The 26,400-nt window shown below is 57.5% G+C and carries 23 protein-coding genes; 6 read left to right on the top strand and 17 right to left on the bottom strand.

Annotation, left to right across the window (positions count from 1 at the left end; all coding sequences use genetic code 11):
* Positions 1-19 precede the first annotated feature (19 nt).
* Positions 20-3,811, bottom strand: coding sequence for an ATP-dependent RNA helicase HrpA (gene hrpA, locus V6936_RS08100; RefSeq protein ID WP_336579712.1), 3,792 nt, complete (start codon positions 3,809-3,811; stop codon positions 20-22).
* Between the two features lie 72 nt (positions 3,812-3,883).
* On the opposite strand from hrpA, the gene argA reads away from it, so the two are divergent.
* From argA to V6936_RS08115, 3 genes are all read left to right on the top strand, one after another.
* The gene (gene argA, locus V6936_RS08105; RefSeq protein ID WP_003802412.1) at positions 3,884-5,239 is read left to right on the top strand and encodes an amino-acid N-acetyltransferase; all 1,356 of its coding nucleotides are present in this window, start codon (positions 3,884-3,886) and stop codon (positions 5,237-5,239) included.
* A 93-nt stretch (positions 5,240-5,332) separates the two neighbouring features.
* Positions 5,333-5,605 carry an oxidative damage protection protein gene (locus V6936_RS08110; RefSeq protein WP_003802413.1) on the top strand — a complete coding sequence of 91 codons (273 nt, stop codon included), beginning with the start codon at positions 5,333-5,335 and terminating at the stop codon, positions 5,603-5,605.
* A gap of 495 nt (positions 5,606-6,100) precedes the next feature.
* Positions 6,101-7,387: an EAL domain-containing protein gene (locus V6936_RS08115; RefSeq protein ID WP_336579713.1), complete on the top strand. Its 1,287-nt coding sequence runs from the start codon at positions 6,101-6,103 to the stop codon at positions 7,385-7,387.
* Between the two features lie 107 nt (positions 7,388-7,494).
* On the opposite strand, the gene phoU is transcribed toward V6936_RS08115, so the two are convergent.
* From phoU to alr, 12 genes are all read right to left on the bottom strand, one after another.
* Entirely contained in the window at positions 7,495-8,229 is a 735-nt protein-coding gene (gene phoU / locus V6936_RS08120) for a phosphate signaling complex protein PhoU (RefSeq protein WP_003802415.1), read from the bottom strand.
* Positions 8,230-8,316: 87 nt separating this feature from the next.
* The gene (rpiA, locus tag V6936_RS08125) at positions 8,317-9,000 is read right to left on the bottom strand and encodes a ribose-5-phosphate isomerase RpiA (protein ID WP_003802416.1); all 684 of its coding nucleotides are present in this window, start codon (positions 8,998-9,000) and stop codon (positions 8,317-8,319) included.
* A 38-nt stretch (positions 9,001-9,038) separates the two neighbouring features.
* Positions 9,039-9,392, bottom strand: a complete 354-nt coding sequence (locus tag V6936_RS08130) for a Spx/MgsR family RNA polymerase-binding regulatory protein (RefSeq protein ID WP_003802417.1) — start codon at positions 9,390-9,392, stop codon at positions 9,039-9,041.
* Between the two features lie 18 nt (positions 9,393-9,410).
* A complete protein-coding gene (locus V6936_RS08135; protein ID WP_336579714.1) occupies positions 9,411-10,217 on the bottom strand; it encodes an ABC transporter permease subunit in 807 nt (268 codons plus the stop codon).
* Positions 10,214-11,134, bottom strand: a complete 921-nt coding sequence (locus tag V6936_RS08140; RefSeq protein ID WP_003802419.1) for an ABC transporter permease subunit — start codon at positions 11,132-11,134, stop codon at positions 10,214-10,216. Before V6936_RS08140 ends, V6936_RS08135 begins: the two co-directional genes overlap by 4 nt.
* Positions 11,131-12,261: an ABC transporter ATP-binding protein gene (locus tag V6936_RS08145; protein ID WP_059318559.1), complete on the bottom strand. Its 1,131-nt coding sequence runs from the start codon at positions 12,259-12,261 to the stop codon at positions 11,131-11,133. Before V6936_RS08145 ends, V6936_RS08140 begins: the two co-directional genes overlap by 4 nt.
* 5 nt (positions 12,262-12,266) lie before the next feature.
* Positions 12,267-13,361, bottom strand: a complete 1,095-nt coding sequence (locus V6936_RS08150; RefSeq protein WP_407927738.1) for a polyamine ABC transporter substrate-binding protein — start codon at positions 13,359-13,361, stop codon at positions 12,267-12,269.
* 89 nt (positions 13,362-13,450) lie between these two features.
* Complete coding sequence (locus V6936_RS08155; RefSeq protein ID WP_003802422.1) at positions 13,451-14,170, bottom strand: 3-deoxy-D-manno-octulosonic acid kinase; 720 nt, start codon at positions 14,168-14,170, stop codon at positions 13,451-13,453.
* A 9-nt stretch (positions 14,171-14,179) separates the two neighbouring features.
* Entirely contained in the window at positions 14,180-14,959 is a 780-nt protein-coding gene (locus V6936_RS08160) for a sulfite exporter TauE/SafE family protein (protein ID WP_003802423.1), read from the bottom strand.
* 5 nt (positions 14,960-14,964) lie between these two features.
* On the bottom strand, positions 14,965-16,350 hold the full coding sequence (gene radA / locus V6936_RS08165; protein ID WP_059318558.1) for a DNA repair protein RadA: 1,386 nt from the start codon (positions 16,348-16,350) through the stop codon (positions 14,965-14,967).
* A gap of 9 nt (positions 16,351-16,359) precedes the next feature.
* On the bottom strand, positions 16,360-17,076 hold the full coding sequence (locus tag V6936_RS08170; RefSeq protein WP_003802425.1) for an SDR family oxidoreductase: 717 nt from the start codon (positions 17,074-17,076) through the stop codon (positions 16,360-16,362).
* Between the two features lie 18 nt (positions 17,077-17,094).
* Entirely contained in the window at positions 17,095-18,225 is a 1,131-nt protein-coding gene (gene alr, locus V6936_RS08175) for an alanine racemase (protein ID WP_003802426.1), read from the bottom strand.
* Positions 18,226-18,295: 70 nt separating this feature from the next.
* Here alr and hpnC point away from each other — a divergent pair, with 70 nt between their 5' ends.
* The 3 genes from hpnC to hpnE are packed head-to-tail and all read left to right on the top strand — an operon-like array spanning position 18,296 to position 21,309.
* The gene (gene hpnC / locus V6936_RS08180) at positions 18,296-19,156 is read left to right on the top strand and encodes a squalene synthase HpnC (protein ID WP_336579716.1); all 861 of its coding nucleotides are present in this window, start codon (positions 18,296-18,298) and stop codon (positions 19,154-19,156) included.
* Positions 19,157-19,162: 6 nt separating this feature from the next.
* Complete coding sequence (gene hpnD, locus V6936_RS08185) at positions 19,163-20,026, top strand: presqualene diphosphate synthase HpnD (RefSeq protein WP_003802429.1); 864 nt, start codon at positions 19,163-19,165, stop codon at positions 20,024-20,026.
* Positions 20,023-21,309, top strand: a complete 1,287-nt coding sequence (gene hpnE, locus V6936_RS08190; protein ID WP_301606999.1) for a hydroxysqualene dehydroxylase HpnE — start codon at positions 20,023-20,025, stop codon at positions 21,307-21,309. Before hpnD ends, hpnE begins: the two co-directional genes overlap by 4 nt.
* Before the next feature lie 223 nt (positions 21,310-21,532).
* Here hpnE and speG read toward each other — a convergent pair whose 3' ends face one another.
* The 4 genes from speG to alaC all read right to left on the bottom strand — a co-directional run bounded on the left by speG (position 21,533) and on the right by alaC (position 26,286).
* Entirely contained in the window at positions 21,533-22,090 is a 558-nt protein-coding gene (gene speG / locus V6936_RS08195) for a spermidine N1-acetyltransferase (RefSeq protein ID WP_219235844.1), read from the bottom strand.
* 304 nt (positions 22,091-22,394) lie between these two features.
* Positions 22,395-23,804, bottom strand: a complete 1,410-nt coding sequence (thrC, locus tag V6936_RS08200) for a threonine synthase (protein ID WP_003802433.1) — start codon at positions 23,802-23,804, stop codon at positions 22,395-22,397.
* On the bottom strand, positions 23,804-25,102 hold the full coding sequence (locus tag V6936_RS08205; protein WP_301606997.1) for a homoserine dehydrogenase: 1,299 nt from the start codon (positions 25,100-25,102) through the stop codon (positions 23,804-23,806). The genes thrC and V6936_RS08205 overlap by 1 nt, the downstream gene beginning before the upstream one ends.
* Positions 25,099-26,286 (bottom strand): alanine transaminase, encoded by a 1,188-nt coding sequence (gene alaC, locus V6936_RS08210; protein WP_131071410.1) that lies wholly within the window; start codon positions 26,284-26,286, stop codon positions 25,099-25,101. Before alaC ends, V6936_RS08205 begins: the two co-directional genes overlap by 4 nt.
* Positions 26,287-26,400 lie beyond the last annotated feature (114 nt).

Here is a 26,400-nt window from a genome sequence, read left to right on the forward strand (position 1 = left end):
ACACCGAAGCGCCAAGGGCCTAACGCTGCAGCGCAGCCCAGGCTTTCTCCAGACGCTTGACCGACACCGGCATGGGTGTGCGCAGCTCCTGGGCAAACAACGATACGCGCAGCTCCTCCAGCATCCAGCGAAAATCGCGCAGTCCGCGGTCAGAGGCCCCTTTAAGAGCGGCAACAGCACGTTGATACTTCATCAGCAAGGGCGCCATGTCCTGCATCAGACGCTGATCGCGGGCCGGGTCGGCGCGCAGCTTGTCCACCCGCGTCTGGATGGCTTTCAAATAACGCGGCATATGTGCCAACTGGGCATACTCATTACTTTCCAGAAACAAGGTGGGCATCAGGACATTCAATTGCTGTTGAATGTCTTTCAATGCCTCGGGATGTGCTTTAATCTGCGCCAGTTTTTTTTGCGCCGCACTCCACTCATTCAGGATCTGGCCCGCCAGACGCGCCACCTCCTGGGCTACCAGCCCCAGACGGCTGCGCCCCTCTTGCACACGCGCTTCAAACTCGGCCTGATTCTTAGGCCAGGGCTCCATCATGCAGGACTGTTCCAGGGCCACATTAATAATCTGATCACGTAACTGCTCCTGCGTACCCAGATTGATATAGAGCATGCTGATCCGCGTCAGGTCTGTTATGTTCTTCTCCAGAAAGCGCACCTGCTCACGCAAGGCCAAGCGGAACAAGCGTCGCAATCCCTGGCGATGATGACGCTGGGCCTGGGCCGGATCGTCAAATACGTCCAAATCGCAATGGGTCTTTTTGTCGATCAAGGCCGGGTACCCGATGAAGCTGCGTCCCTTGCGCTTGATTTCCATGAGCTCGGGTAGTTCACCAAAACTCCAGCTGCTCAGTTGCTCATGCTCCAACACCTGCGCCACCTGCTCATCACTGGCCGCCAGTTGCTGGAACGAGGCCTGGGCCTGACGTCCGTGCTCAGCTTTGAGCTGATCCAGATTCCGACCGCCCGACAACATGCGTCCATGCTCGTCGATCACCCGAAAGTTCATGAACAGGTGGGTGGCCAGCGTCTCGGGCTTGAAGTCACTGCGTTGTGGCCGCTGCTTGACCTGCTCCCACATATCCTGGGATATCGCATCCAGCAAACTCATGCCCGGATCGGATGCCTTGTCGAACCAGCGTTGGTGAAAAGCAGCCGCATATTCGGGCAGCGGCACGCAGTGACGACGGATACGCTGTGGCAAGGACTTCAACAAGGCCAACACCTTCTCCTTGAGCATGCCCGGCACCAGCCACTCGCAGCGGGCCGCATCGATCTGGTTCAAGGCGAACAAAGGCACACTGAGCGTTACTCCATCGCGCACTGAACCAGGCTCGAAGTGGTAGTCGAGCGCCATTTTCACGCCCTGCCACTGGACCGAACGCGGAAACACTTCCGTCGTAATACCGGCAGCGTCATGCTGCATCAGCTCGTCGCGGTTTAACTCCAGGCCCTTGGCCTGTTCTTTGGTCAGGCCCTTGAACCACTTTTCCAGCGTGGCTGTCTGATACACGTCCTTGGGAATACGCTGGTCGTAAAAAGCGTAGATCAGTTCCTCGTCCACCAAAATATCAGGACGACGCGATTGATGCTCCAGGCGTTCCACTGCTTGAATCTGCTGACGGTTATGGCGCAGGAAAGGCAGGTTGGAATCTATTTCGCCCGGTACCAGGGCCTGGCGCAAAAACAGTTCGCGGGCCTGCACCGGATCAATCCGGCCAAAGTGAATGCGACGGCCACTGTAAATCAATAAGCCATATAAGGTCGCCCGCTCGTTCGCAACCACCTGGCCGGCTTTCTTCTCCCAGCGCGGATCACTCCAGGTTTTGCGCAGCAAATGGGCACCGACTTTTTCAATCCATTGCGGCTCGATCCGGGCCACACAGCGAGCAAACAGCCGTGTGGTCTCCATCAGCTCGCCCGCCAGAATCCAGCGGCCCGCTTTTTTGACCAGCTTGGAACCGGGGTGAATCACAAAGCGCAATTCACGCGTGCCTTGATAGACGCCGGTTTCTTCGCTCTTGTAGCCAATATTGCCGATCAAGCCGGTCAACAAGGCCAGATGCACCTGCTCATAGGTCGCCGGCGAGGGATTGGCGACCCAGCGCTGTTCCTGCACCAGACTGCGCAATTGGGTGTGGACATCCCGCCACTCTCGAATGCGCAGCGGCGACAGCAAGGCCTGTTTGACGCTATTGGCAAACTTGCGCTGCGAGCTTTGTTCCTGCGACAGTTCTTCCAGCCAGTTCCACAGCTTCACATAGGACAGAAACTCGGACTTGTCGTCATTGAAACGGGCGTGAGCCTGGTTGGCTGCTTCACGCTCATGAACAGGACGATCACGCGGATCTTGAACGGACATGGCCGAAGCCACAATCAGCATTTCCGTCAAACAATGATGCTCGTGTCCGGCCAGAATCATGCGGGCCACACGCGGATCCACGGGCAGTTTGGCCAGCGACCGGCCTACCTTGGTCAGGCGCTGTTGCTCGTCCAGTGCGCCCAGCTCTTGCAAAATTTGATACCCATCGGCAATCGCGCGGCCAGTGGGCGGCTCTACAAAGGGGAAGGTTTCCACATCGTCCAGATGCAGGGCCTTCATGCGCAAAATTACCGACGCCAGCGAGGAACGCAAAATCTCGGGATCGGTAAAAGGAGGACGACTGTTGAAATCCTGCTCGTCGTAGAGGCGAATACAGATACCGGGGCCAATACGGCCGCAACGCCCCGCCCGCTGACTGGCCGAGGCCTGACTGATCGCCTCGATACGCAATTGCTCGACCTTGTTGCGCCAGGAGTAGCGCTTGATGCGAGCCAGACCACTATCGACCACAAAGCGAATGCCGGGCACAGTCAGCGAGGTTTCTGCCACGTTGGTCGCCAGCACCACCCGGCGGGCATTGCCTTTGGGGCGGAAAATACGCTCCTGATCGGCCTGAGACAGACGCGCAAACAGGGGCAGGATCACGGTGTTGCTGGGTTTGTCTTTTTCCAGCGCCTCGGTGGCTTCACGGATTTCGCGCTCGCCGGGCAGGAACACCAGAATATCGCCAGTACCGTGTCGGGCGCATTCCTGCACCGCATCCACGATGCCTTGCATCAGATCCCGTTCTTCCTCGGAGGCAGAACGACGTTCCTCGGCATCGACTAAAGACGGGTCCAGAATCGGGCGATACACAATATCGACGGGATACAGGCGGCCTGATACTTCGATCACAGGCGCATTCTTGCCCTTGTGACCAAAATGCTGTGCAAAGCGCTCGGCATCAATCGTGGCCGAGGTAATGATCAGTTTCAGATCCGGACGCCGTGGCAGCAACTGCTTTAAAAAACCCAGCAGAAAGTCGATGTTCAGACTGCGTTCATGGGCCTCGTCAATAATGATGGTGTCGTAACGGCTTAACAAGGGATCGCGCTGGGACTCAGCCAGCAAGATCCCATCTGTCATCAATTTGATGGCAGAACGCGGTCCAGTCTTGTCGTTAAAGCGGATCTGATACCCTACCCAGTCACCAATCTCGGATTGCAGCTCCTGGGCAATACGCTTGGCCACCGAGGTGGCGGCCAGACGACGCGGCTGGGTGTGGCCAATCATCTTGCCTTGCAGGCCGCGGCCCAGCTCCAGGCAGATTTTGGGTAACTGGGTGGTTTTACCCGAGCCGGTTTCACCACACACAATGACCACCTGATGGTCTTTGATTGCCTGGGCAATTTCGGCCCGACGGGCGCTGACGGGCAGGTCATCAGGATAAGAAATTGTTGGTAAAGAGTGTGGGTTTTCAGTCAATTCGTCGGACTCGTGCATGAAAGGTAGTTTCTGGTACAGACATCATTATAATTTTGGCTTGAAACCATTTGGACGCAAAGATCCCCCGCAATGAACACAGACATCCCCGACTCGTACAACGCCATCGACACACCTGATGAATCCCAAGCACAATTTGTGCGCTGGTTCAGAGAGGTGGCGCCTTATGTGCACGACTTTCGTGGCAAGACGTTCGTGGTGGCCTTTGGGGGCGAGCTCATCAATGATGGACTGCTCTACACCCTGATTCCGGACTTGTCGCTGCTGTCGGCCCTGGGCATCAAGCTGGTACTGGTGCACGGCTCACGCCCCCAGGTCAATGAACAACTACGCCTGAAAGGCGAGACCACCCAGTTTGGACGAGGAACGGAACCGACCAGCGCCGTCGCTCTGGAGTGTGCCAAAGAAGCTGCGGGTGAAATTCGCCTGGATATTGAAGCTGCTTTCAGCCAGGGTTTGCCCAACACCCCCATGTCCCATGCCCAGATCCGCATTATTTCGGGCAACTTTGTAACCGCACGTCCTGTCGGTGTGATTGACGGCCTGGATTTCAAGCATTCGGGTGCGGTGCGCAAACTTGATGTGGACGCCATGCGCGTCATCCTGAATCAAGGAGCGCTTATTCTACTCTCCCCACTGGGTTTTTCCCCAACCGGCGAGGCCTTCACCCTGGACATGGAAGATCTGGCTACCAGCACAGCTATTGCGCTGCGTGCGGAAAAACTGATTTTCCTGACACCCGAGCATATTGGTCATTCCAACAATCTGGATATTGATTCGGAACTGGCCCGCGCCGATGCCGATGCCCTGCTGGCGTCAGGCAAACTTGACCAGGACTGCTCCACGTTCCTGCGCTATGCCTCCCAGGCCGTCAAACGCGGCATTGCCCGTGCGCATCTGGTGCCCTACAAGCAAGACGGCAGCATCTTGCTGGAGATCTTCACCCACGACGGGGTGGGAACCATGGTGGTGGAAGACACGCTGGACGATTTGCGCCCGGCCAATCTGGACGATGTGGGCGCGATTGTGCAGTTGATCGAACCCCTGGAAATTGACGGCACCCTGGTGCCTCGGGGCCGTTCGGTCATTGAGCGTGAAGTGGAACGCTTCACCGTTCTGGAGCATGACGGCATTATCTATGGCTGTGTCGCCCTGATTCCCTACGAAGAAGAACGCATGGCCGAGATGGCCTGCCTGATCGTCCACCCGGAATGGCAGGGCTCGGGCGAAGGCGAAATCCTCTTGCGTCACACCGAGGCCAAGGCTCGTGCAGCGGGCTTCAAGCGCCTGTTTGTGCTCACTACCCGCACCTCTCACTGGTTTATCAAACGGGGGTTTGTCCAAGGCGGTGTGTCGGATCTGCCCAAAGGCAAGCAATCGCATTACAACCGTTCGCGCAACAGCATGGTTTTCATCAAGAAGCTATAAGCTGGCGTGCTGAGCGACTCCAGGCCGGTTTGACGGCCTCCATGCCCTCAGTACAATACGCGCATTCAAGCATTTGATTAAAAAGGAATACGTATGGCACGCATGATTCACTGTGTGAAGCTCAAGCAGGAAGCCGAGGGCCTGGAGTTCCCCCCTTATCCGGGCGAGTTGGGCACCAAAATCTGGCGCTCGATCTCCAAACAGGCCTGGGCCAACTGGATGGAAGTGCAAACCCGGCTGGTCAATGAAAACCGCCTGAATCTGGCTGACGCCCGTGCCCGCAGCTACCTGAAAGAGCAGATGGAACAATATCTGTTTGAAGACAAGGACGTGGAAGCCGACGGCTTTACCGCCCCCCAGGCCTAAACGTACCAGCAGGCCACACACCCGCCCCCGGAGCATGTTCATCGTGCTCCGGGGGTTATTTATTGCTCTCCACTCACCGCCCTCCCTCTTTGCGCACGCCTCCGCCCAGCACTTCCCCCCCGAGAGGAACGTAAATAAATGAAACCCTCCGCCACAATTACGTTTCAGACTGGTCAAAAATCAAAATAAAAAAGCATTTTTAAAAGCTACTCAGAGCCCCAAGGCACAAAATCACGGCTGGCCTTGATACACGCTCAGGGAGTCCAAGCCAGGTAGCGGACGCAGTACAAACACAGGAATAACGGGCTAAGGAACACCCTGTCCAGAGCCGCCCCCTACCTTGGTCCACTTCTACGCCAAGCCATAACCGGTTTGCCGACCCTCAAGCCAAACAGGCCCCTCACGTGTTCATGTCTGCGCAGTCAAGCACGCGCCAAACGCCGAGCCACTGAACCGCACAGCCGCTTACTGCTTTACCCACAGGAAAAGAAGTTCATGTGCCGCCTAGACTTACCCGAGATTGCCCCCTACTCCACCCACTTGCGTTTATGGCTGGTCAATCTCAGTTATCTGCAGGCCTTGTATGGTTCTGAGTTTCATCGCTTTGTGCTGGATACGGTGCAGCAGCGACTACTGGACTGCGGTCTGAACGCTGGAGAGGTGCTTATCCAGGGAGACTATGTTCTGATCACCTTGCACCGCCTGAGCAGTCAGGCGCGCTTTCAACGTGCCCACCCCAATGCCCTGGCCCAGTTGCTGGGCGCTGCTCTGGAGTGCGACCCCATCAGCCAGGGCGACAAGCGCATTTATCTGCATACTCAAGTGGCCTATCACTACGACAGTCGCCAGTACGATACGGACCTGCTCCATCCACCGGTTCCTAACCCCAGCTCTCACCATCACCCCGCCACACTGGCTGTCTGGCACAAGGTCTGGGCCAGGACCTATCGGAACGATATGAACCTGGCGGTCCGGATGCTGGACGACCTGCAAGACGGCTTGTTAGCGTTGGCCTTTCAACCCATTTATCACCTGGACGCAAAACATCAGGGTGCCGCCTTCTATGAGGAAGCCCTGATTCGTCACTCGCGCGGCGCGGACTATTCCTTACCCGACGCAATAGCTGCCATGGAGCGGCTGGGGCTGATTTCACGCCTGGATCGCAGCGTGCTCGGAAGTGTGGTGGGGCTACTCAATGCCAACCCTGCCCTGTGTCTGGGGGCCAACCTGTCTGCCGGCTCTTTGCAGGATGATTTATGGTGGCAGGATTTCTTCAGCTACCTGGACAGCCGGCCGGATGTCGCTCAACGCCTTATTCTGGAGATAACAGAGACAGGCTCCATTGCCCACAAACCCACAGCCTTGCGTCTTATCGCCCAACTGCAAAACCTGGGGGCGCGCATTGCTCTGGACGATACCGGCTCAGGCAACAGCACCCTGGCCTTTCTGGTACAGACCCACGCGGATATTGTGAAAATTGATCGCTCGATTTTGCTTCGAGCACGACGCCCCGGCCAACCCACGCACTTGCTGCGCAATTTGGTCAATGTCTGCGCCGACTACAGCGCCTATGTCATCATTGAGGGCGTGGAGAATGAGGCGGATCTGGACCTTGTGCGCCATTCCGGTGCACAGGGGGCACAAGGCTACCTGCTGGCACGTCCTACCCTGACCCCTATCTGGTGGGAGCACCCCTCATTCATTACCGTGCAAGACGCGGTACTCGTTCGAACCCGGTTCTACCCAGGCTGCGCACCATTGGGCCATCGCCTGGGCTTTTAACCTACCGTCCTGGCACGGCAGTCAGATGCCGCCCTACGTGCTGAAAGCAATCAAGCCTTGCATGGATGCATGCAAGGCTTGAAACACACAGGCCCACCACATCAGAATCAGACTTTGTCTTCAGATTCCGGCTCTGGCAACGGCTCACCACGCGCTGTACGTTCGGTGTTTTTCACACCCGTGTGACGCACATCATCGCCGCGAACCATGTAGATCACCCGTTCCGCCATGTTCTTGGCGTGATCGCCAATGCGCTCCAGCGCACGGGCAATAAAGATCAGGTCGATGGAGTGCGAGATCGTGCGCGGGTCCTCGATCATGTAGGTAATGATGTGGCGCAACGAACCTTTCCACTCACGATCCACTTCCTTGTCACTGCGCACAATCTGTGCCGCATGCACCGCATCCTGACGCGCAAAGGCATCGAGGACATCGTTGATCATGCCAGCGACCGAGGCGCTCATGTGGCGCAGCTCCACAACGGGCTCGTAGCCTGCCGTGCCTTCGTGCAAACGGCGCGCCATCTTGGCGATGCGCTCGGCTTCGTCCCCGCAGCGTTCCATATCGGTCAGCATCTTGGAGATGGACAGCAACATGCGCAGGTCAATGGCAGTTGGCTGATTGCGGGCAATCAGGTTGGTGATGCGCTCGTCAATCTCCACCTCGAGGCGATTGATTTCTTTCTCACGCTCGCGAACCTGATCGACCAGCGACATATCCCCTGTCTGCAAGGCTTCGGTCGCACTCCGGACCATCGATTCAACGATGCCGCCCATCTGCAAAAACAGTGAACGGGTAGCCTCCAGATCGGAGTGAAACTGCTTATTGGTATGTTCGTTCATAGTGGCCTTCTGTAACAGCAAAATGGCTCGCGCCAGCGCTTAATCCATTCATAGATTAAGCACCGATTATGACAGAGACATTAAAATTCAGAAACCGTCAGCCAAGAGCGTACGCACCCCTTGCTGACCGGCAATCAAGGCCACGCTGGCAGGCGCAATCGCGAACAGGCCGCAACACACCACCCCAGGCATATTATTGATGCGTGCCTCCAAGGCTGCCGGGTCCTCAATGGACAGACCGGACACGTCCAGAATCAGGCCACCGTTATCGGTGACAAAGCCCGCACGCTCGACAGGAGTGCCACCCAGGGCACGCAGCTGACGGGCGACAGCGTTTTTAGCCATGGGGATGACTTCCACCGGCAAGGGAAACGCGCCCAGGCGCTCCACCAGCTTGCTCTCGTCCACGATGCACAGGAACTTGTCCGACACTGAAGCCACGATTTTTTCGCGGGTCAAGGCGCCGCCGCCTCCCTTGGTCATGTTCAGCGCCGCATCGATTTCGTCTGCACCATCCACATACCAGTCCATGCGTTCGATGGTGTTGAGGTCTTGCACCGCAATACCCAGGCTTTGCAGACGAGCCGTCGAGCGCTCCGAGCTGGACGCTGCGGCTTTGAAGGCATGCTTGTGGATCGCCAACGCATCAATAAACAAATCGACCGTGGAACCGGTACCCACACCCAAGATGGAATCAGGCGTCAGGAAAGGAAGGACGTATTCAACTGCGGCCTGCGCCACCTGTTGTTTGAGTTCGGACTGTGTGTACATGGCAGATATAAAAATCGGGGGGCTTGGCCCCCCATGGTTTATTTAAGAAAACGAGCGGCAAACTTGCCTTCATTGAAACCCACGCTGACCTCACCGTCAGGTGTAATCAGCAAGGGGCGGCGTACCAAGGCGGGAAACTCGGCAATCAAAGCCAGCCATTGGGCATCGTCCTGCGGCTCTTTGCGTTGCGCAGGCAGATTGCGCCAGGTCATGGAAGCCCGGTTGACCAGCTTGGGCCAGCCACCCAGCTCGTGCGCCCATTGCTGCAAACGAGCCGCTTCCAAAGGATGCTCGCGGTAATCCACAAAACTGAGCGACAGGCCGTTTTGCTCAAACCAGGCGATGGCCTTTTGGCAGGTACTGCAATTTTTCAAACCGTACATGGTGAACATGGCAGAACTCCTTATCAATCAAGCGCGGCGCTCGCGGCGTGCCTGCAGGCGATTGGCGAACACGAAAAAAATACCAATGACCAAAATCAGCAACGTTGCCAGGGCGTTAATCTCGGGCTTGAGGCCCAGACGTACGCGCGAAAACACCTCCACAGGCAAGGTAGTAAAGCCCGGGCCAGACAGGAAAGAGGCAATCACCACATCGTCGAGCGACAGGGTAAAGGCCAGCAACCAGGCGGCCATCAAGGCCGGCACAATCGAGGGCAGAACAACCTGGAAAAATGCTTTCAAGGGCGTGGCGCCCAAGTCCAGCGCCGCCTCTTCCTGCGAGCGATCCAGCTCACGCATACGCGACTGCAAAATCACCGTGGCATACGCGGTACACAGCACCACGTGCCCGATCCAGATGGTGAAGATACCGTTTTGCTCCGGCCAGCCAAACAAAGCATTCAGCTCCACAAACATCAGCAGCAGGGATATGCCCAGCACCACCTCCGGAATGACCAGCGGAGCACTGACAAGGCCAATGTACAGGGCAAAGCCCTTAAAACGCCCCATGCGCGCGAGCACATAGGCAGCCCAGGTACCCAGAATCGTGGCCATGCTCGCTGTCAGTACCGCAATCAGAAAAGACAGCTTGGCAGCACTGAGCAAAGCCCTGTCCTGAAACAGGGACTCGTACCAGCGAAAAGAAAAACCCGACCAGGAGGTCATGATGGCCGAATCATTAAATGAAAAGACGATCAGGAACAGAATCGGAATGTAGAGAAAGCCAAAGCCCAATGTCAGGACCAGGGCACGCAACCAGGGATTGGGTTTGGTCATCGACGGCCTCCCCGCTGTGCTTCCATTTGTCGCATCTGGCTGTACTGGAACAGGATCAAGGGAATGATGAGCAGCAAGACCATCACGCAGGTTACCGCCGCAGCCATCGGCCAATCGGCATTATTGAAAAACTCCGTCCACATGACCCGGCCCATCATCAAGGTATCGGCCCCCCCCAGCATTTCCGGAATCACGTATTCGCCAACCGCCGGGATAAACACCAGCATGGCACCGGCCACCACACCCGACATGGACATGGGCAAGGTGACGTTCCAGAAAGCCGACCAGGGTCGGGCACCCAAGTCGTAGGCCGCCTCAAGCAGGCGCATATCCAGTTTGACCAGATTGGCATACAAGGGCAGGATAAAAAACGGCAGATACGCGTAGATCAGACCGATATACACCGCCAGATCGGTACGGTAGATTTCCAAGGGAGCATCAATCAGCCCCAGTCCCATCAATGCCTGATTAAGCAAACCATCACCACGCAAAATGCCCACCCAGGCATACACGCGCAAGAGCATGGATGTCCAGAAGGGCAAAATCACAGCCAGCAACAGCAGGCTGCGAACGGCCGGCGACGAGCGGGCGATATAGTAGGCCACCGGATAGCCGATCAGCACACAGAAGATCGTGGTAACCGCAGCCATCTTCAGGGAGCTGAAATAGGTAGCCAGATACAGATTGTCGCTGAACAGCAAAATATACCCGCGCAGGTTCAGCACGAAGGAAATGCTTTCATCGGCAATCTGGGCCAACGGTGTGTAAGGCGGCACCCCAAAATCAAGATCGGCAAAGCTGATCTTGAGCACGAGTAAAAAGGGCACCAGCAGAAACAGGATCATCCACAAAAACGTGGGCGCCACCACCAGCGTACGACTGGTGGGCAGCAGTTTGCGCCAGGACAGATTTTTCATGTGCTCAGCACCGCTACGCTGTCATCAGACCAAGACACGTAGACCTCTTCGTCCACGCCAGGTGCGTCGGGTTGAGCCAAAGTGCCACTGGGCATTTGCGCTTCGATCAGCATGCCGGCATCCAGACGGATCTGGTAGCGGGTGTAGCTGCCCATCCAGGACACGTGGGTCACGATGCCGTGGCCCCAGTTGGTATCTTCGGAGGGCAGCTCGCGGCTGACCTTGATCTGCTCAGGGCGGATGGACACGTACACGTCCATGCCCAGCGGCTCGCTGATCCCGTGGCTAACGTACAGCGGACGGCTTAACTCCTCGCACTCGATATGCACATGATCGGGCTCGTCCACCGTCACCACACCGGTAAACAGATTGGTGGAACCGATAAAGCCCGCCACAAAGCGCGAGTTCGGAAAGGAATACACATCGTACGGCGTACCCGACTGGATGATCTGGCCATCCGACATGACTGCCAGACGACTGGCCATGGTCATGGCCTCTTCCTGATCGTGGGTCACCATAATGCAGGTCACGCCCACGCGTTCCAGGATTTTGACCAGTTCAATCTGCGTCTTCTGACGAATCTGCTTGTCCAGGGCGGACATGGGTTCGTCCAGCAAAAGCAGCTTGGGACGCTTGACCAGGCTACGCGCCAGAGCGACACGCTGTTGCTGCCCGCCTGACAACTGGTTGGGTTTGCGGCGTGAAAAGCCAGCCATCTGCACCAGATCCAGCGCCTCAAAGACACGCTCATGGATTTCGTTGCGAGGCACGCCTTCCTGCTTCAGGCCAAAGGCCACATTGGCCTCGACCGACATATGCGGGAACAGCGCATAGGACTGGAACATCATATTGACCGGCCGCCGGTAGGGCGGCAGGTCGGTAATGTCCTCATTATCCAGATAAATCCGACCGGAAGTCGGCTCCTCGAATCCAGCCAGCATACGCAACAAGGTCGACTTGCCACTGCCCGAACTGCCCAGCAGGGCAAAAATCTCGTGACGGGCCACGTCCAGACTCACGGACTGGACAGCCACGGTGTCGCCAAAAATCTTGACGACTTCGTCCACACGCACGAAAGCGTCCTCGCCATCCATCCAGGGCGAGGTTCCGGTACGGATATCTTGCATGATGCCTAACGTCCAGACTTGAGTTCAGCCCACAGGCGCGTTTGCAAACGCTGCACCTTCAATGGCTGCGGTTTGATTACGAACAAAGTCTTGGAGACTTCGGGCGATGGGTAAATCATGGGGTTGTCGGCCACTTCCTTGACCACGAACTCGCGCGCATCTTTATTGGCGTTCGGGTAGAACATGGTGTTGGTAATGGCGGCGTGTACTTCCGGCGTTTCAATGTAGTTGATAAAGGCATGCGCCTCTTTCACATTGGTCGCGCTCTTGGGAATGGCCATGGTGTCAAACCAGACCGGCGCCCCGCCTTTGGGTATGTAGTAGTCAATGGCGTAGGGTTTGTTGGCCTGACGCGCACGGTCGGCAGAGATCATGACATCGCCGGAAAAACCGTAGACCATGCACAGATCGCCCGCGGCCAGCTCATCGATATAACCCGAAGAGCTGAACTGACGCACGTATGGACGAATCTGTTTGAGCAGATCCAGAGCCTCACGATAATCGGCCTCGTTGCTGCTGTTGGGGTCTTTGCCGATGTAGTGCAGGACGGCCGGAAAAACCTGCGCGGCTTCATCCAGAATGGAAATGCCACAGCCTTTCAGTTTTTCGGCATTTTCAGGCTTGAACAGCATGTCCCAGTTCCCCAGGTCGACTTGCTCGCCCATGATTTCCTTGACCTTGGTAACGTTGTAGCCTAGGCCATTGGTGCCGTAACCCCAGGGAATCAGATACTCATTTCCCGGGTCCACATCCGAGAGCAGGGCCATGATGTCCGGGTCCAGGTGAGACCAGTTGGGGATCTGACTTTTATCCAGCTTCTGGAACAAACCACCTTCGATCTGACGGGCTGCGTAATGGGTGGACGGGACCACGACGTCATAGCCCGACTTACCCGTCAACAGCTTGGCCTGCAAGGTGTCGTTATTGTCATAAACGTCATACCGCACGGTAATCCCAGTGGCTTTCTGAAAGCCGGACAAGGTGTCGGGAGCTGTATATTCAGCCCAGTTATAAACGTTAACAACCTGATTCTGCGCCTGTGCAACAGGCATGATGGCGGCAGCGGCCAGCAGGCCAGCGAGCACCTGTGGTGTGTTCATCCCAAAAGACATCGCGAGTCCCCTTCCTATCGAAAGCGAAAAACCCAAAAGGCGAGATGATAAAGCTTTTTTAAAGCCCGTAGTCGTAATTAACGCTGCGTTTCGTGACGGTAAGCTGAAAACATCTGCTGCCACCACCTGTCGCCCTGCGACCCACACACTTTGAGCAAGGATCGCCTGAGACGTTGCACATTGCCCAGCGCCTGGGCGGGGCTGACAGGCCCCTGTCGTGCTCGGTCAAAATCGATCAGCCAGACTTTGTCATTCGCATCCAGCAAAATATTGTAGGCGTTAAGGTCAGCGTGCCAAACCTCGAATTGATGCATGCGGACAATCTCGTGCGCCACCGCTTCGGGGCGGGCCCGGTCCAGGCACATACTCAAAGGCTGCACATCGGGCACCCGCTGGCTTATCAAGGCCGCACGGTAGCAAAAACCGTGTTGCCACCATGCCCCGGCCAGCACTTTGGGAACGGCCAAACCCTTGTTGTGCAAATAAGACATCACCTGAAATTCTCGCCAACTGCGAGTGCGCGAGGCCCCTTGCCACAGGTAGGCCGATTCATTGAAGCGGGCCACCAGACCACCACGGCGATAGTGACGCAGCACAGCCTGGCCAAAGGGCCCGTTCACAAACCAGGCGGCCTGTCGGCCACCCTGGCCCACTTTGCTGGCCTGATCACCGTAGGAGGCGGCCTCGAACCAGCGCTGCAAGGCCTGGGGTTCCAGATCCAGCTGCTTGGCCAGCTCCGGTGCCAGCAGGGCACCGCCCCCCGGCAAAGAATAGACAATTTCGGATTGGGCGCTCACAACGGCTCCTCAGGCTCGGACCAGCAACAAGGCCATGATCAGTACCAACATGCAGGCAAAAATAAACTTCAGGCGGTTCTCGGGCAGCCGGTGGGCCAGCCGTACACCGAAAGGTACCAGCATCAAACTGCCCACCGCCAGGGGAATACCGACCTGCCAGGCGGCCTGACCATGAAAAGCGTAGGTTGCCAATGCAACCAGGGTACCCGGAATAATCATGGACAGCGCCAACCCTTGTGCGCCGGTCTGGCTGTAGCCCATGCGACTGGTCAGAAACGGCACCACCAGGACTGCGCCCCCCACCCCGAATACTCCCCCCGCCAAACCGGCCATCATGCCAACGGCAACATACCAGGCTTGACCAAAAGATTGCGGGTCTGGCCGCGGTGTCCCAGTGCGACGGCGCCGCCGCGAAAAGCCCAAACTCTGATCAAAATAATACAAGGCGATCGCCATCACAAATAACGAGTAGATACGGCGCAGCAAGATGGCATCCATGCCCAGCGCCAGACGTGCGCCCAGCCAGGTAAAGAGCATGGAAGACATGGCCCCCAAGGCGGCCCGGCGAAAATCGATATGATTGTGACGATGGTACTGACGCACGGTCATGAGCACGGCGGGCACCACCATAATCAGCGCCGTACCTTGAGCTGTTTGCTGGTCCATGCCCAACACCAGGCCAAGCAAGGGGATAGCCAGCAAACCGCCTCCAATGCCCAGGACACCACCGGTGTAGCCAATAAGCGCGCCTCCCAGCAAGCAGGCCAGGATCAATTCAAGGCTTATCATGGCTATTACAGGTTGCGCAGTCGATCGACAGCGTCCTCGACCCGATCTACCGCCCAGATTTCCAGGCCTTCAACCGGCTGACGCGGCGCATTGCTCTTGGGAATCAGGGCAATGCTGAACCCGAGCTTGGCCGCTTCACGCAAACGCTCCTGGCCGCGAGGAGCAGGACGGATTTCGCCGGCCAGGCCGATTTCCCCGAACACCACCAGGCCACGCGGCAAGGGACGATTATTCAGCGAGGACAATATGGCCAGAAGTACGGCCAGATCAGCCGCCGGCTCGGTAATCTTGACACCCCCTACGGCATTGACGAACACGTCCTGATCGTAAGTAACCACGCCTGCATGGCGATGCATCACCGCCAGCAACATGGCCAGACGCGAGCTTTCCAGCCCCACCGACAGGCGACGCGGGTTTGGCACATGCGCCGAATCCACCAAGGCCTGAATCTCGACCAGCAAGGGCCGTGTGCCTTCCTGGGTGGCCATGACGCAGGAACCGGCCACGGTTTGGGAATGCTGCGACAAAAACAGGGCCGAGGGATTACTGACTCCCTTCAGGCCTTTTTCCGTCATGGCAAACACGCCTAATTCATTGACCGCCCCAAAGCGGTTCTTGAACGCGCGCACCATGCGGAAAGACGAATGGGTATCGCCTTCGAAATACAGTACCGTGTCCACAATGTGCTCCAGCACACGGGGACCGGCCAAGGTCCCGTCCTTGGTGACGTGACCGATGAAAATCATGGAGGTGCCGCTTTGCTTGGCCAGACGCGTCAGTTGAGCCGCACATTCTCGCACCTGCGAGACTGAGCCGGGAGCGGCGCTGAGCTGATCCGAATACAGGGTCTGGATCGAATCGATCACCACCACGCTGGGTTGATGAGACTGCAAGGCCTGACTGATGGATTCCAAGCGAATTTCGGCCAGCAGGTCGACCCCTTCCGTTGGCACGCCCAAACGACGGGCACGCAAGGCAACTTGCTCGGCAGACTCCTCACCAGTGACGTACAGAACCTTGGTTTGCTGGGCCAAAGCGGCCATGGCCTGCAACAATAGCGTGGACTTGCCCACACCGGGATCACCCCCGATCAGAATCACGCCCCCTTCCACCAGCCCGCCGCCCAGAACGCGATCAAACTCGCCAATGCCGGTTGGCACCCGCGGGAGCTCTCGCGCCTGCACATCGGAAAGACTTTGAACCGGACTGGAGCCTGCCAAAGAGGCAAAACGGTGGGCGCTGGCGGCGGCCGGACTCTCCACGGTTTCCTGCAGACTGTTCCAGGCTCCACAGGCAGGGCATTTTCCCGCCCACTTGGGTGTATCTGCCCCGCACTCTGTGCAAACAAATACCACTTTGGCCTTGCGGGCCGCACGAGTACTGGTGGCCATAATAATTCCTTAACGTCCGGCCAGGCTGCCGCCGCCATCCACGCCCAGATTCTGGCCGGTGATATAGGCCGCTTCATCGCTGAGCAGGAAGGTGACAGCCGCGGCCACTTCCGCGGCCTGTCCAAAACGCCCTAAAGGAATGGAGGACAGACTGCGTTGCTCGGCTTCACTGCCGACAGGATGGTTGGCACGGAACAATTCGGTTTCGATCGGACCAGGAGACACCGCGTTGACGGTAATGCCATAAGGAGCCAGTTCCAGCGCCCAGGTGCGGGTACATCCCAGCAAGGCACTTTTGGCGGCGGCATAGCTGGTACGGTCGAAACCGCCGTGCACGACACGACTGCAGATATTGACGATACGGCCTTCCTTGCGCGCCTTCATCGACGGGATGAAAGCCTGGGCCACCTGCACCGCCACGCGCACATTCAGGTCAAACACCTGATAGAGATTGCCCAGATCCACCTGACCAATAGGCTCAGGCGCGACCATTCCTACATTGTTCACTACCGCATCCACCGGGTATTTTTCGCGGATGACGCGCAGCATTTCCTCGGTTTCTCCTGCATTGCTCAAATCGCAGGAATACAAATAGCCGGGGAAATCAATATTTTCCGTGTGGCGGGCCAGTCCCACCACATGAGCGCCGGCATCAGCCAGTCTTTGGCTGATGGCCCAACCGATTCCTTTGGTAGCGCCGGTAACGAGTACGCATTTATTTTTCATGGCTATGCCTTGTTGGTGTTAATTCTGGACGACGCGCGGCACGCGGGGCGCCACCGCACAAATCAATTCGTAGCCCAGGGTTCCGGCAGCCGCTGCAACCTCGTCCACACTGGGCCCGCCTTGACCGAACAACACCGCCTGACTGCCTACACCGGCGGCGGGCACCGGGGTGAGGTCTACGGCCAGCATATCCATGGAGACACGACCGAGCAAACGGGTACGGACACCGTTGACGGTGACCGGAGTACCGGTTCCTGCATGACGCGGATAACCATCGGCGTAACCACAGGCCACCACGCCAATTCGCATCGCCTGCTCTGCCACATAGGTATGGCCGTAGCCGATACCCTCTCCTTGCTTGACGCCGCGCACGCTGATGATTTCAGCAGCCAAGGTCATGCCCGGCTGCAAACCGAAATCTTCAGCGCTGATTGATGCAAACGGCGAGCTGCCATACAGACAGATTCCGGGGCGCACCCAATGATCCGGGCCAGAGGGCATGTAAACCCCCAGATCGGGGCTGAGGGTAGCGGCCGAATTGCAAACACTGACCGGGCCTGGCAAACCATCGGTAATCCGGTTAAAGCAGCGAATCTGCTCCAACGTGGCATCAATATTGTCGTCCGCGCGCGCAAAGTGCGTCATGCGCCCCACCGAACCCAACTTGCCCGCTTTTTGCAGCCGTTGGGCGCGCTCAAAGGCAGCAGGGTAATCATCCACACTGAAACCCAGGCGGTTCATGCCACTGTTGAGCTTGACCATGGCGTTCAGGGCCGCTCCGCCTTTCCACTGCTCCAGCATCTTGAGCTGCTCGTGGCAATGAATCACGGTGGTCAGGCCAAACTCAGCCAGCACATCCAGATCTTCAGGCTGGAAAAAACCTTCCAGCAACATGATGGGACCGGTCCAGCCGGCAGCCCGGCAGCGTATGGCTTCTTTCAGGTCCAGCATCGCCATACCTTCGGCGGCACTGAATGCCCGCACGGCATTTTCGATGTCATGGCCGTAAGCATTGGCCTTCATGACGGCCCAGATATGGGGCCGTTTTACACCAGATGGAGCCGTAGCATTATTCAGGCTCTGAATAACCATATCGAGATTGTGACGCAGTGACGCAATATGAATGGTGGCCGAGATTGGACGTGGCATGGTTCTCCCCGAAGCAATACGAAAGTCTAAACCAGCCCTAGTGGAAACGAAAGCCGTATACTGGCGGACTATGTCTATCGAGCACTATGAAAACTTCCCTGTCGCCTCTGTGCTGCTGCCGCGTCGCCTGCGCCGACCCGTCACCGATATTTATCGTTTTGCCCGCAGCGCCGACGACATTGCCGATGAAGGCTACTTAAGCGCTGCCCAACGTCTGGAGCTGCTTGCGCAGTTTGAAGCCAGTATCGAGCAACTGCAGTACCATCAGCCCGTTCTGCCCGATTCGCCCCACAGCGAGATTTTTGTCCCATTGGCGGCCAGCATCCGCAATTTTCAATTGCCGCTCAAGCCCTTTATGGATCTGTTGTCCGCCTTCCGCCAGGACGTCACCACGCATCGCTACAGCGATATGGCGCAGGTACTGGATTACTGTACGCGCTCGGCCAACCCGGTCGGTCGGCTGATGCTGCATTTGTATCAGGCCCACCAGCCAGAATGGGTCGAGATGGCCGACTCCACCTGTACAGGCTTGCAACTGGTCAACTTCTGGCAGGACGTGGCGGTGGACTGGCACAAAAACCGTGTCTATATTCCGCAGGATCTACTGGCGCAGCATGATCTGGATGACGACTACATCCAGGCTCGCACTCAACTGCTGCGGCAACCCCAGGCCGATGCACGCTGGCAGGACATGATGCAGTTGCTGGTCACCGATGCCCGTCAGCGTCTGCAAGCGGGCCTGATCTTGTCCGCACATCTGTCCGGACGAATCAGCCTGGAATTGAAAATGATGGTCTTGGGCGGACTGCGCATTCTGGAACGACTGGAAGCGGTAGAGTTTGATGTCTTCAGTCACCGCCCCACCCTGTCCCGCCTGGACTGGCTGCGCCTGATCACCCGCGGCTTGAGCCGTACCTCTTACCGACCCTGAACGTCCATGAGCCCAGACGAGTATTGTCAAAACAAGGCGGCCCAAAGCGGCTCCAGTTTTTACTACGCCTTTTTGTTTCTGCCGCCCGAACGTCGACGCGCCATCACGGCCCTGTATGCCTTTTGTCGCGAAGTCGACGATGTAGTGGACGAGGTTCACGAGGAGTCGGTTGCCCGCATGAAGCTGGTATGGTGGCGCACACAGGTCGCCGACCTGTATGAAGGCCGCACCCAGCATCCGGTCATGCAGGCTCTGGCTCCGCATATCCACGCCTTTGAGCTGCCACAGGACGAGTTGCTGGCCGTGATCGACGGGATGGAAATGGACCTGGATCAGGTACGCTACCAAAGCTGGAACGAGCTGGAGCGCTACTGCTGGCACGCGGCCGGTGTGGTCGGCCTGCTGTCGGCACGTATTTTCGGTCAGACCCAGGAACAGACCAGCGATTACGCACAAAAACTGGGACTGGCTTTTCAACTGACCAACATCATCCGTGACGTGGGCGATGATGCTCGACGTGGTCGTATCTACCTGCCTCAGGACGATCTGGATAGGTTTGGCGTAGCCCCCCATGAAATTCTGGATCAGCAGCACTCGGAACGCTTCGAGGCCTTGATGGCCTTTCAAACTGAACGCGCCCAGGACTTGTACCGCCAGGCCATGCGCGCCCTGCCCGATGCAGATCGCCGGGCACAACGCCCAGGCCTGTTGATGGCCGCCATCTACCATGCCTTGCTGCTCGAAATTGTTGACGAACGCTGGCATGTACTGGAACAACGCATCTCCCTGACCCCCATCCGCAAGTTCTGGCTGGCCTGGAAAACCTGGGTGTCGGGCGGGCGTAGCCTGCAACGCAAACTGGGCCGATGAAAGTCGCGGTGATCGGGGCGGGCTGGGCAGGCTGTGCCGCTGCCTGGCGCTTAAAGACGCAGGGCCATCAGGTCAGTGTCTTTGAGGCCTCACGTCACATAGGCGGACGCGCACGCCGCATCCACAGCCCCAATCTGGGGCGCGACACCGACAATGGCCAGCACATCCTGCTGGGGGCCTACTCCGTCACACTGGGCTTGATGAGGGAAGTGGGCCTGGATGAATCTGCCCGTTTGCAACGCCGGGATCTGGATGTCCTTGCTGCTGACGGCCACTTTCGTCTGCGCAACCGTCCCCTGCCCGCCCCCTTGCATCTATTGACGGGCCTGCTGGGTGCTCAAGGCTTGAGCTGGTCACAAAAAATCAAGCTGGCCCGTTTTTGCCGTTGGCTGATGAAACAGCACTGGCGCACTCCTGAAGGCCTGACGGTATTGCAGTTGCTGGAGCAACACCAGCAAGACAGCCATGTCATCCGTCTATTCTGGCAACCGCTGTGTGTGGCCGCCATGAATACGCCCATTGAGCAGGCCTGCGCCCAACTCTTTGCCCATGTCCTGCGCGACAGCCTGGGCGGTCCCCGTCAAGCCAGCCAAACCCTGATCCCGCTAACCGACTTAAGCCAGCTTTGGTGTGAGCCAGCGCTGCGCGACATTCAACTTCAATTGGGACACCGGGTGCAGCGACTGGAACTGAACGCAGCCGGAGTTCAGATTGATGGGCTGCACTTTGATGCCGCCATTGTGGCTTGCCCGCCGGTTCAGGCAGCACGTTTACTCCACAACCTACCTAGCAGCCCGGCCAGCGAACAATTGCTGGCAGATCTGGAGGCGTTCAGCTATATCCCTATCGCCACCCTCTATCTGGAACTGGAACAGCCCTGGAATCTGCCCCACTCCATGTTGATGCTGGACGATAGCAGTGGCAGCGGCGGGCAATGGCTGTTTGATCACAGCGCCTTGAAACCGGGTAGCGGCGAAACGCTGGTGGGGATTGTCATCAGCGATGCGGTACGCCTGCAGGCGCTGGACCGGGAGCAAGCCATTGCCACGATTATCGCCCAGGTACGCAGCCAAACCCGGCACATGAAAACCATGCCTGCGGTGCGGGCCAGCGAGCTGATTATCGAAAAACGGGCCACTTTTGCGGCCGTGCCCGGCTTGCGTCGACCTTCCGTGACGACACCTTGGACTGCCATTCGTTTGGCAGGCGACTGGACTGATACCGGCTATCCCGGTGTGCTGGAAGGCGCGGTACGCAGCGGTCTGACAGCGGCGCATCTGTAAGTCCTGGATTCAAGCAGAGCACAGCCGAAACGAGGGTGCCGAACCCCTGTCTTTCCTGCTGCTCTGAGCATGACGGCATCCGCTCTTTGAAAACGACCCTGCATAAACTGGCACATGCACCCTACGCATCCAGGTAGTCACACGAAGTCATGCCAAGAAACCCAGCCATCAACCAAGGCCCCGCGTAAGACGCTCTTCAAACAGGGGCCATTGGGGCAAGACACTATTGCGCCGACGGTGTCAGCAAAGTCTGCGCCGGTTTGTGAGCGGCCAGAAAATCAGCCTGGAACAAACGCATACGCACCACATCCCGATATTGGCCATTGATGAAAAACTCGTGTTTGAGTTCGCCTTCCACCTGAAAGCCAAACTTCTGATAGATGTGAATCGCTTTGTGGTTTTCCTTATCCACAATCAGCACGATCTTGTACAGGTTCAACACCCCAAATCCGTACTCGATAGCCAGTTTGGTCGCCCGTGAGGCAATGCCCTTGCCCTGAAACTCGGGCGCAATAATGATCTGGAACTCTGCCCGGCGGTGCACATAATCAATTTCCACCAGTTCCACCACACCGGAGGGCTGCCCCTCCCACTCCACCACAAAACGACGTTCACGCTGATCATGAATGTGCTCATCGTACAGCGCTGCCAGCTCCCCGTAGGTTTCGTAAGGCTCTTCAAACCAGTAACGCATCACGCTGGCGTTATTGTCCAGCAGGTGCACAAAGCGCAAGTCCTCGCGCTCGAGGGGACGTAATTTCACGTGAGTCGTTTTACTCATGATTTTTCTATCCTTTCTTCTATGTTCAATAGACGAACCGCCTATCTGCCGATATCACAGGCCATCGTCATCATGCCTGCATATCGTGTTCTTTTGATGAAGAGAAGATAGCAAAGGTTCAGCGCGCCTCGCAAAGCTCGCCTTGTCTGTCTGAACGCCAGGCACAGACAAGAGGCAAAAAACCCCGATTGATGCTTTCCTGATTCGCCGACTGAACAAGGATCAGAGCAGCGGGAACAGCAAAATCGGGGTTTTAAACCAGTCTTAGACCGGCGCCTGCTCATCACAAGCGCAGTGACGAGTATCAGCGCGGGGCATGTGCCTCGATATAGCGACGCACTTGGGCCACGTCCGCATCCATCACCACCACTTTCTGTGGCAAATCAGCCAGACCGGCCAGGTGCGCTGGCACGGGAGCGGGCTGACCAATGGCCTCTTCAATGGTCTCGGAGAACTTAGCGGGCAAGGCGGTTTCCAATACCAGCATGGGAATGCCATCTTCACGGTAGGCCTGGGCCACTTTGACGCCATCGGCCGTGTGCGGATCGATCAGCGTCTGATACTGCTCGTTCACCTGGGCGATCGTGTTCAACCGGTCCTGGTGCGAGCTGGCACCAGCCACAAAGCCGAACTCTTCCTGGAAGCGTGGCAGATGCTCGCTCAGATCGAACTGGCCTTCTTTGGCCAATTGTTCCCACAATGCCTTGACCTTGCTGCCATCGCGGCCCAGCAGATCAAACACAAAGCGTTCGAAGTTGGAAGCGCGGGAGATGTCCATGGACGGGCTGGACGTGGCGTATGTCTGCTCGGAACCACGGGGACGATAAATACCGGTGCGGAAGAACTCTTCCAGCACATTGTTTTCGTTGGTGGCCAGAACCAGCTTGGCGATCGGCAGACCCATCTGGCGGGCAATGTGACCCGACAGAATATTGCCAAAGTTGCCCGAAGGAACAGCAAAAGAAACTTTCTGACCGGCCGCTGTGGTGCTGCGCAGCCAGCCCCAGAAGTAGTACACCACCTGAGCAGAAATACGCGCCCAGTTAATGGAGTTCACGGCACCCAAATGCCATTGGGACTTGAACTCCAGGTCGCCTGCCAGGGCCTTGACGATGTCCTGGCAATCATCGAACACCCCCTTCACCGACAGGTTGTGGATGTTTTCATCCTGCAGGGAGTACATCTGGGCGCGCTGGAACGCACTCATGCGACCGTAAGGCGAGAGCATGAACACGCTGACGCCACGCTTGCCGCGCAAGGCATATTCAGCCGCCGAACCCGTATCACCGGATGTGGCGCCCAGAATGTTCAACGTGCTGCTGCGCTTTGTGAGTACGTATTCAAAAACCTGGCCCAGGAACTGCATGGCCATGTCTTTAAAAGCCAGGGTCGGACCTTGGGACAAACCCAGCAAAGCAAAACCGGGCTCCAGCTCCTTGACAGGCACCACCTGCTCGCTGTCGAACACACCGGGTGCGTAAGCGCGGGCAGTCAAGGTAGCCAGTTCGTCAGCGGGAATGTCCGTGACAAACAGCCCCAACACCTTGGCGGCCAGTTCGGGATAACTCAGCGCGCGCCAGGATTCCAGCATCTGGGCGCTGACCTGAGGGTAGCTTTCCGGCATGGCCAGACCGCCATCGGGAGCCAGACCTTCCAGCAAGATGTCCGAAAATGGTTGGGCCTTCATGCCGCCACGCGTGGATATGTAATTCATTACAGGTTCTCCACGCGCAAACGGGTCACGGCAGACTGTACAAAGGGCAGATTCTGAATCTGGCTGATTGCGCCATTGATGGCACCTTCACGCGCTTCGTGCGTCAGGAAAATGATGTCGGCCTGCTCGCCGGCCGGTTCCTGGAACATGGAACCAATCGAGATCGAGGCTTGAGCCAGAATACGGGCCACATCCGCCAGCACACCTGGACGGTCGTCCACACGCAAACGCAGGTAGTACGAGGACACCACTTCATCCATAGGCAGGATGGGCGTATCGGACATGGCGTTATGCTGGAAAGCCAGATAAGGGACACGGTGCTCGGGTTCTGCCGTTTGCAGACGGGTGACGTCCACCAGGTCGGCCACCACGGCCGAGGCCGTGGGCAAGGCGCCGGCACCGGCGCCGTAGTACACGGTCTGGCCCACGGCGTCGCCGTGCACCAGCACCGCATTCATGGCACCTTGCACATTGGCCAGCATGCTTTGCAGCGGAACCAGTGTGGGGTGGACGCGCAGCTCAATGCCTTCTTCACGAGCGCGGGTAATACCCAGCAGCTTGATGTTGTAGCCCAGGCGTTGTGCGTGGTGCAGGTCTTCCAGTGCCAGGCTGGTAATACCTTCCACGTGGGCCTTGCTGAACTGCACCGGAATACCGAAGGCCAGAGAGGCCAGCAGGCTCAGCTTGTGCGCCGCGTCCACACCTTCAATATCGAAAGTAGGATCCGCTTCGGCGTAACCCAAACGCTGGGCATCGGCCAGGGCTTCAGCAAAGCTGACGCCACGATTGCGCATTTCGGACAGGATGTAGTTGGTGGTGCCGTTGATAATGCCGGCCAGCCACTGAATACGGTTGGCCGTCAGGCCTTCGCGAATCGCCTTGATGATCGGAATACCACCGGCCACAGCGGCTTCAAACGCCACCATGACACTGCGCTCGTGAGCAGCAGCAAAAATCTTGTTGCCATGCTTGGCCAGCAGCGCCTTGTTGGCGGTAACCACGTGCTTGCCCTGGGCAATCGCTTCCATCACCCATTCGCGTGCCACGGTGTCGCCCCCCACCAGCTCGACCACAATGTCGATCTCGGGGTTGCGCACCACGTCCATGCCGTCCGTGGTCAGGGTGACTTCGTCCCCCACCAGCGCGCGTGCCTTTTCCAGGTCCCGCACAGCAATGGCGACCACCTCGATACGGCGACCGGCGCGGCGAGCGATTTCATCTGCGTTGCGTTTCAATACGTTCCAGGTGCCGCTGCCAACCACACCCAAACCCAGCAAACCTACTTTGATAGGACTCATTGAACAAATCCGTCCTTACGGAACATTTCTTTGATGCCGCGTACCGCCTGACGGGTACGTTGCTCGTTTTCGATCAGCGCAAAGCGCACATAGTTGTCGCCATACTCACCAAAGCCGATGCCGGGGGATACGGCTACTTTGGCATCGCTCAGTAAGCGCTTGGCAAACTCCAGCGAACCGATGTCCTTGTAGAACTCGGGAATCTTGGCCCAGATATACATTGATGCCTTGGGAACATCGACCATCCAGCCTGCCTCATGCAGGCCCTTGGCCAGTACGTCGCGACGGCGGCGGTATTGCTCCACCACCTCCTTGACACAATCTTGTGGCCCTTCCAGCGCCGCAATGGCAGCCACCTGAATCGGTGTGAAGGTGCCGTAGTCGTGATAGCTCTTGATCCGTGCCAGCGCATTGACCAGGGACTCGTTACCCACCATGAAACCAATACGCCAACCGGCCATATTGTAGCTTTTGCTCATGGTAAAAAACTCGACGGCTACCTCACGCGCGCCTTCCACCTGCATGATGGAGGGGGCCACGTAGCCGTCAAAGGTAATGTCGGCATAGGCCAGATCGTGTACCACCAAAATACCGTGCTCACGAGCCAGCGCCACAATACGCTCAAAAAAGGACAGGTCCACGCACTGGGCCGTCGGATTGCTGGGGAAACCCAGAATCATCATTTTGGGTTTGGGAATGGACTCGCGAACGGCTTTTTCGATCTCATCAAAAAAGTCCACTCCGGGAACCATCGGTACCGAACGGATATTGGCACCGGCAATGACGGCACCATAAATATGAATGGGGTAGCTGGGGTTGGGCACCAGTACGGTGTCGCCTTTATCCAGGGTCGCCAGCATCAAATGGGCCAGACCTTCCTTGGAGCCGATGGTAACAATCGCCTCGCGATCCGGGTCCAGATGCACATTGTAGCGGCGCTCGTACCAATTGGTCACGGCTCGACGCAAACGCGGGATGCCTTTTGAGACAGAATAGCCATGTGTGTCCGGACGGGTAGCGGCCTCGACCAGCTTTTCCACAATATGCGCTGGTGTCGCACCGTCCGGGTTTCCCATGGACATATCAATGATGTCCTCGCCACGACGGCGGGCAGCCATTTTCAGCTCGCCTGTAATGTTAAACACGTAAGGCGGCAAACGCTCGATGCGCGGAAAGCGAATCATGACATTCCTTGATGAGAGAAAAGCGAAGACCCCAACCAGAAGGCGCGAAGTAAATCAAAGAGTTTAATCCATGATTGACTGACTGAGAATCACTGCAAACAGATCAGCTGCCGC

It is taken from the genome of Alcaligenes sp. CHO6 (assembly GCF_037120595.1).
GTDB classification, from domain to species: Bacteria; Pseudomonadota; Gammaproteobacteria; order Burkholderiales; family Burkholderiaceae_B; genus Alcaligenes; species Alcaligenes ammonioxydans.

Excerpts from the sequence above, each read along its gene's own strand:
- V6936_RS08140 (WP_003802419.1), bottom strand. The coding sequence starts at position 11,134 with ATGAAAAATCTGTCCTGGCGCAAACTGCTGCCCACCAGTCGTACGCTG.
- V6936_RS08115 (WP_336579713.1), top strand. The coding sequence starts at position 6,101 with ATGTGCCGCCTAGACTTACCCGAGATTGCCCCCTACTCCACCCACTTG.
- V6936_RS08145 (WP_059318559.1), bottom strand. The coding sequence starts at position 12,261 with ATGCAAGATATCCGTACCGGAACCTCGCCCTGGATGGATGGCGAGGAC.
- V6936_RS08130 (WP_003802417.1), bottom strand. The coding sequence starts at position 9,392 with ATGTTCACCATGTACGGTTTGAAAAATTGCAGTACCTGCCAAAAGGCC.
- V6936_RS08150 (WP_407927738.1), bottom strand. The coding sequence starts at position 13,361 with ATGAACACACCACAGGTGCTCGCTGGCCTGCTGGCCGCTGCCGCCATC.
- argA (WP_003802412.1), top strand. The coding sequence starts at position 3,884 with ATGAACACAGACATCCCCGACTCGTACAACGCCATCGACACACCTGAT.
- radA (WP_059318558.1), bottom strand. The coding sequence starts at position 16,350 with ATGGCCACCAGTACTCGTGCGGCCCGCAAGGCCAAAGTGGTATTTGTT.
- V6936_RS08135 (WP_336579714.1), bottom strand. The coding sequence starts at position 10,217 with ATGACCAAACCCAATCCCTGGTTGCGTGCCCTGGTCCTGACATTGGGC.
- thrC (WP_003802433.1), bottom strand. The coding sequence starts at position 23,804 with ATGAATTACATATCCACGCGTGGCGGCATGAAGGCCCAACCATTTTCG.
- hpnE (WP_301606999.1), top strand. The coding sequence starts at position 20,023 with ATGAAAGTCGCGGTGATCGGGGCGGGCTGGGCAGGCTGTGCCGCTGCC.
- hrpA (WP_336579712.1), bottom strand. The coding sequence starts at position 3,811 with ATGCACGAGTCCGACGAATTGACTGAAAACCCACACTCTTTACCAACA.
- V6936_RS08110 (WP_003802413.1), top strand. The coding sequence starts at position 5,333 with ATGGCACGCATGATTCACTGTGTGAAGCTCAAGCAGGAAGCCGAGGGC.
- alaC (WP_131071410.1), bottom strand. The coding sequence starts at position 26,286 with ATGATTCGCTTTCCGCGCATCGAGCGTTTGCCGCCTTACGTGTTTAAC.
- phoU (WP_003802415.1), bottom strand. The coding sequence starts at position 8,229 with ATGAACGAACATACCAATAAGCAGTTTCACTCCGATCTGGAGGCTACC.
- V6936_RS08170 (WP_003802425.1), bottom strand. The coding sequence starts at position 17,076 with ATGAAAAATAAATGCGTACTCGTTACCGGCGCTACCAAAGGAATCGGT.
- hpnD (WP_003802429.1), top strand. The coding sequence starts at position 19,163 with ATGAGCCCAGACGAGTATTGTCAAAACAAGGCGGCCCAAAGCGGCTCC.
- speG (WP_219235844.1), bottom strand. The coding sequence starts at position 22,090 with ATGAGTAAAACGACTCACGTGAAATTACGTCCCCTCGAGCGCGAGGAC.
- V6936_RS08205 (WP_301606997.1), bottom strand. The coding sequence starts at position 25,102 with ATGAGTCCTATCAAAGTAGGTTTGCTGGGTTTGGGTGTGGTTGGCAGC.
- alr (WP_003802426.1), bottom strand. The coding sequence starts at position 18,225 with ATGCCACGTCCAATCTCGGCCACCATTCATATTGCGTCACTGCGTCAC.
- V6936_RS08160 (WP_003802423.1), bottom strand. The coding sequence starts at position 14,959 with ATGATAAGCCTTGAATTGATCCTGGCCTGCTTGCTGGGAGGCGCGCTT.
- rpiA (WP_003802416.1), bottom strand. The coding sequence starts at position 9,000 with ATGTACACACAGTCCGAACTCAAACAACAGGTGGCGCAGGCCGCAGTT.
- hpnC (WP_336579716.1), top strand. The coding sequence starts at position 18,296 with ATGTCTATCGAGCACTATGAAAACTTCCCTGTCGCCTCTGTGCTGCTG.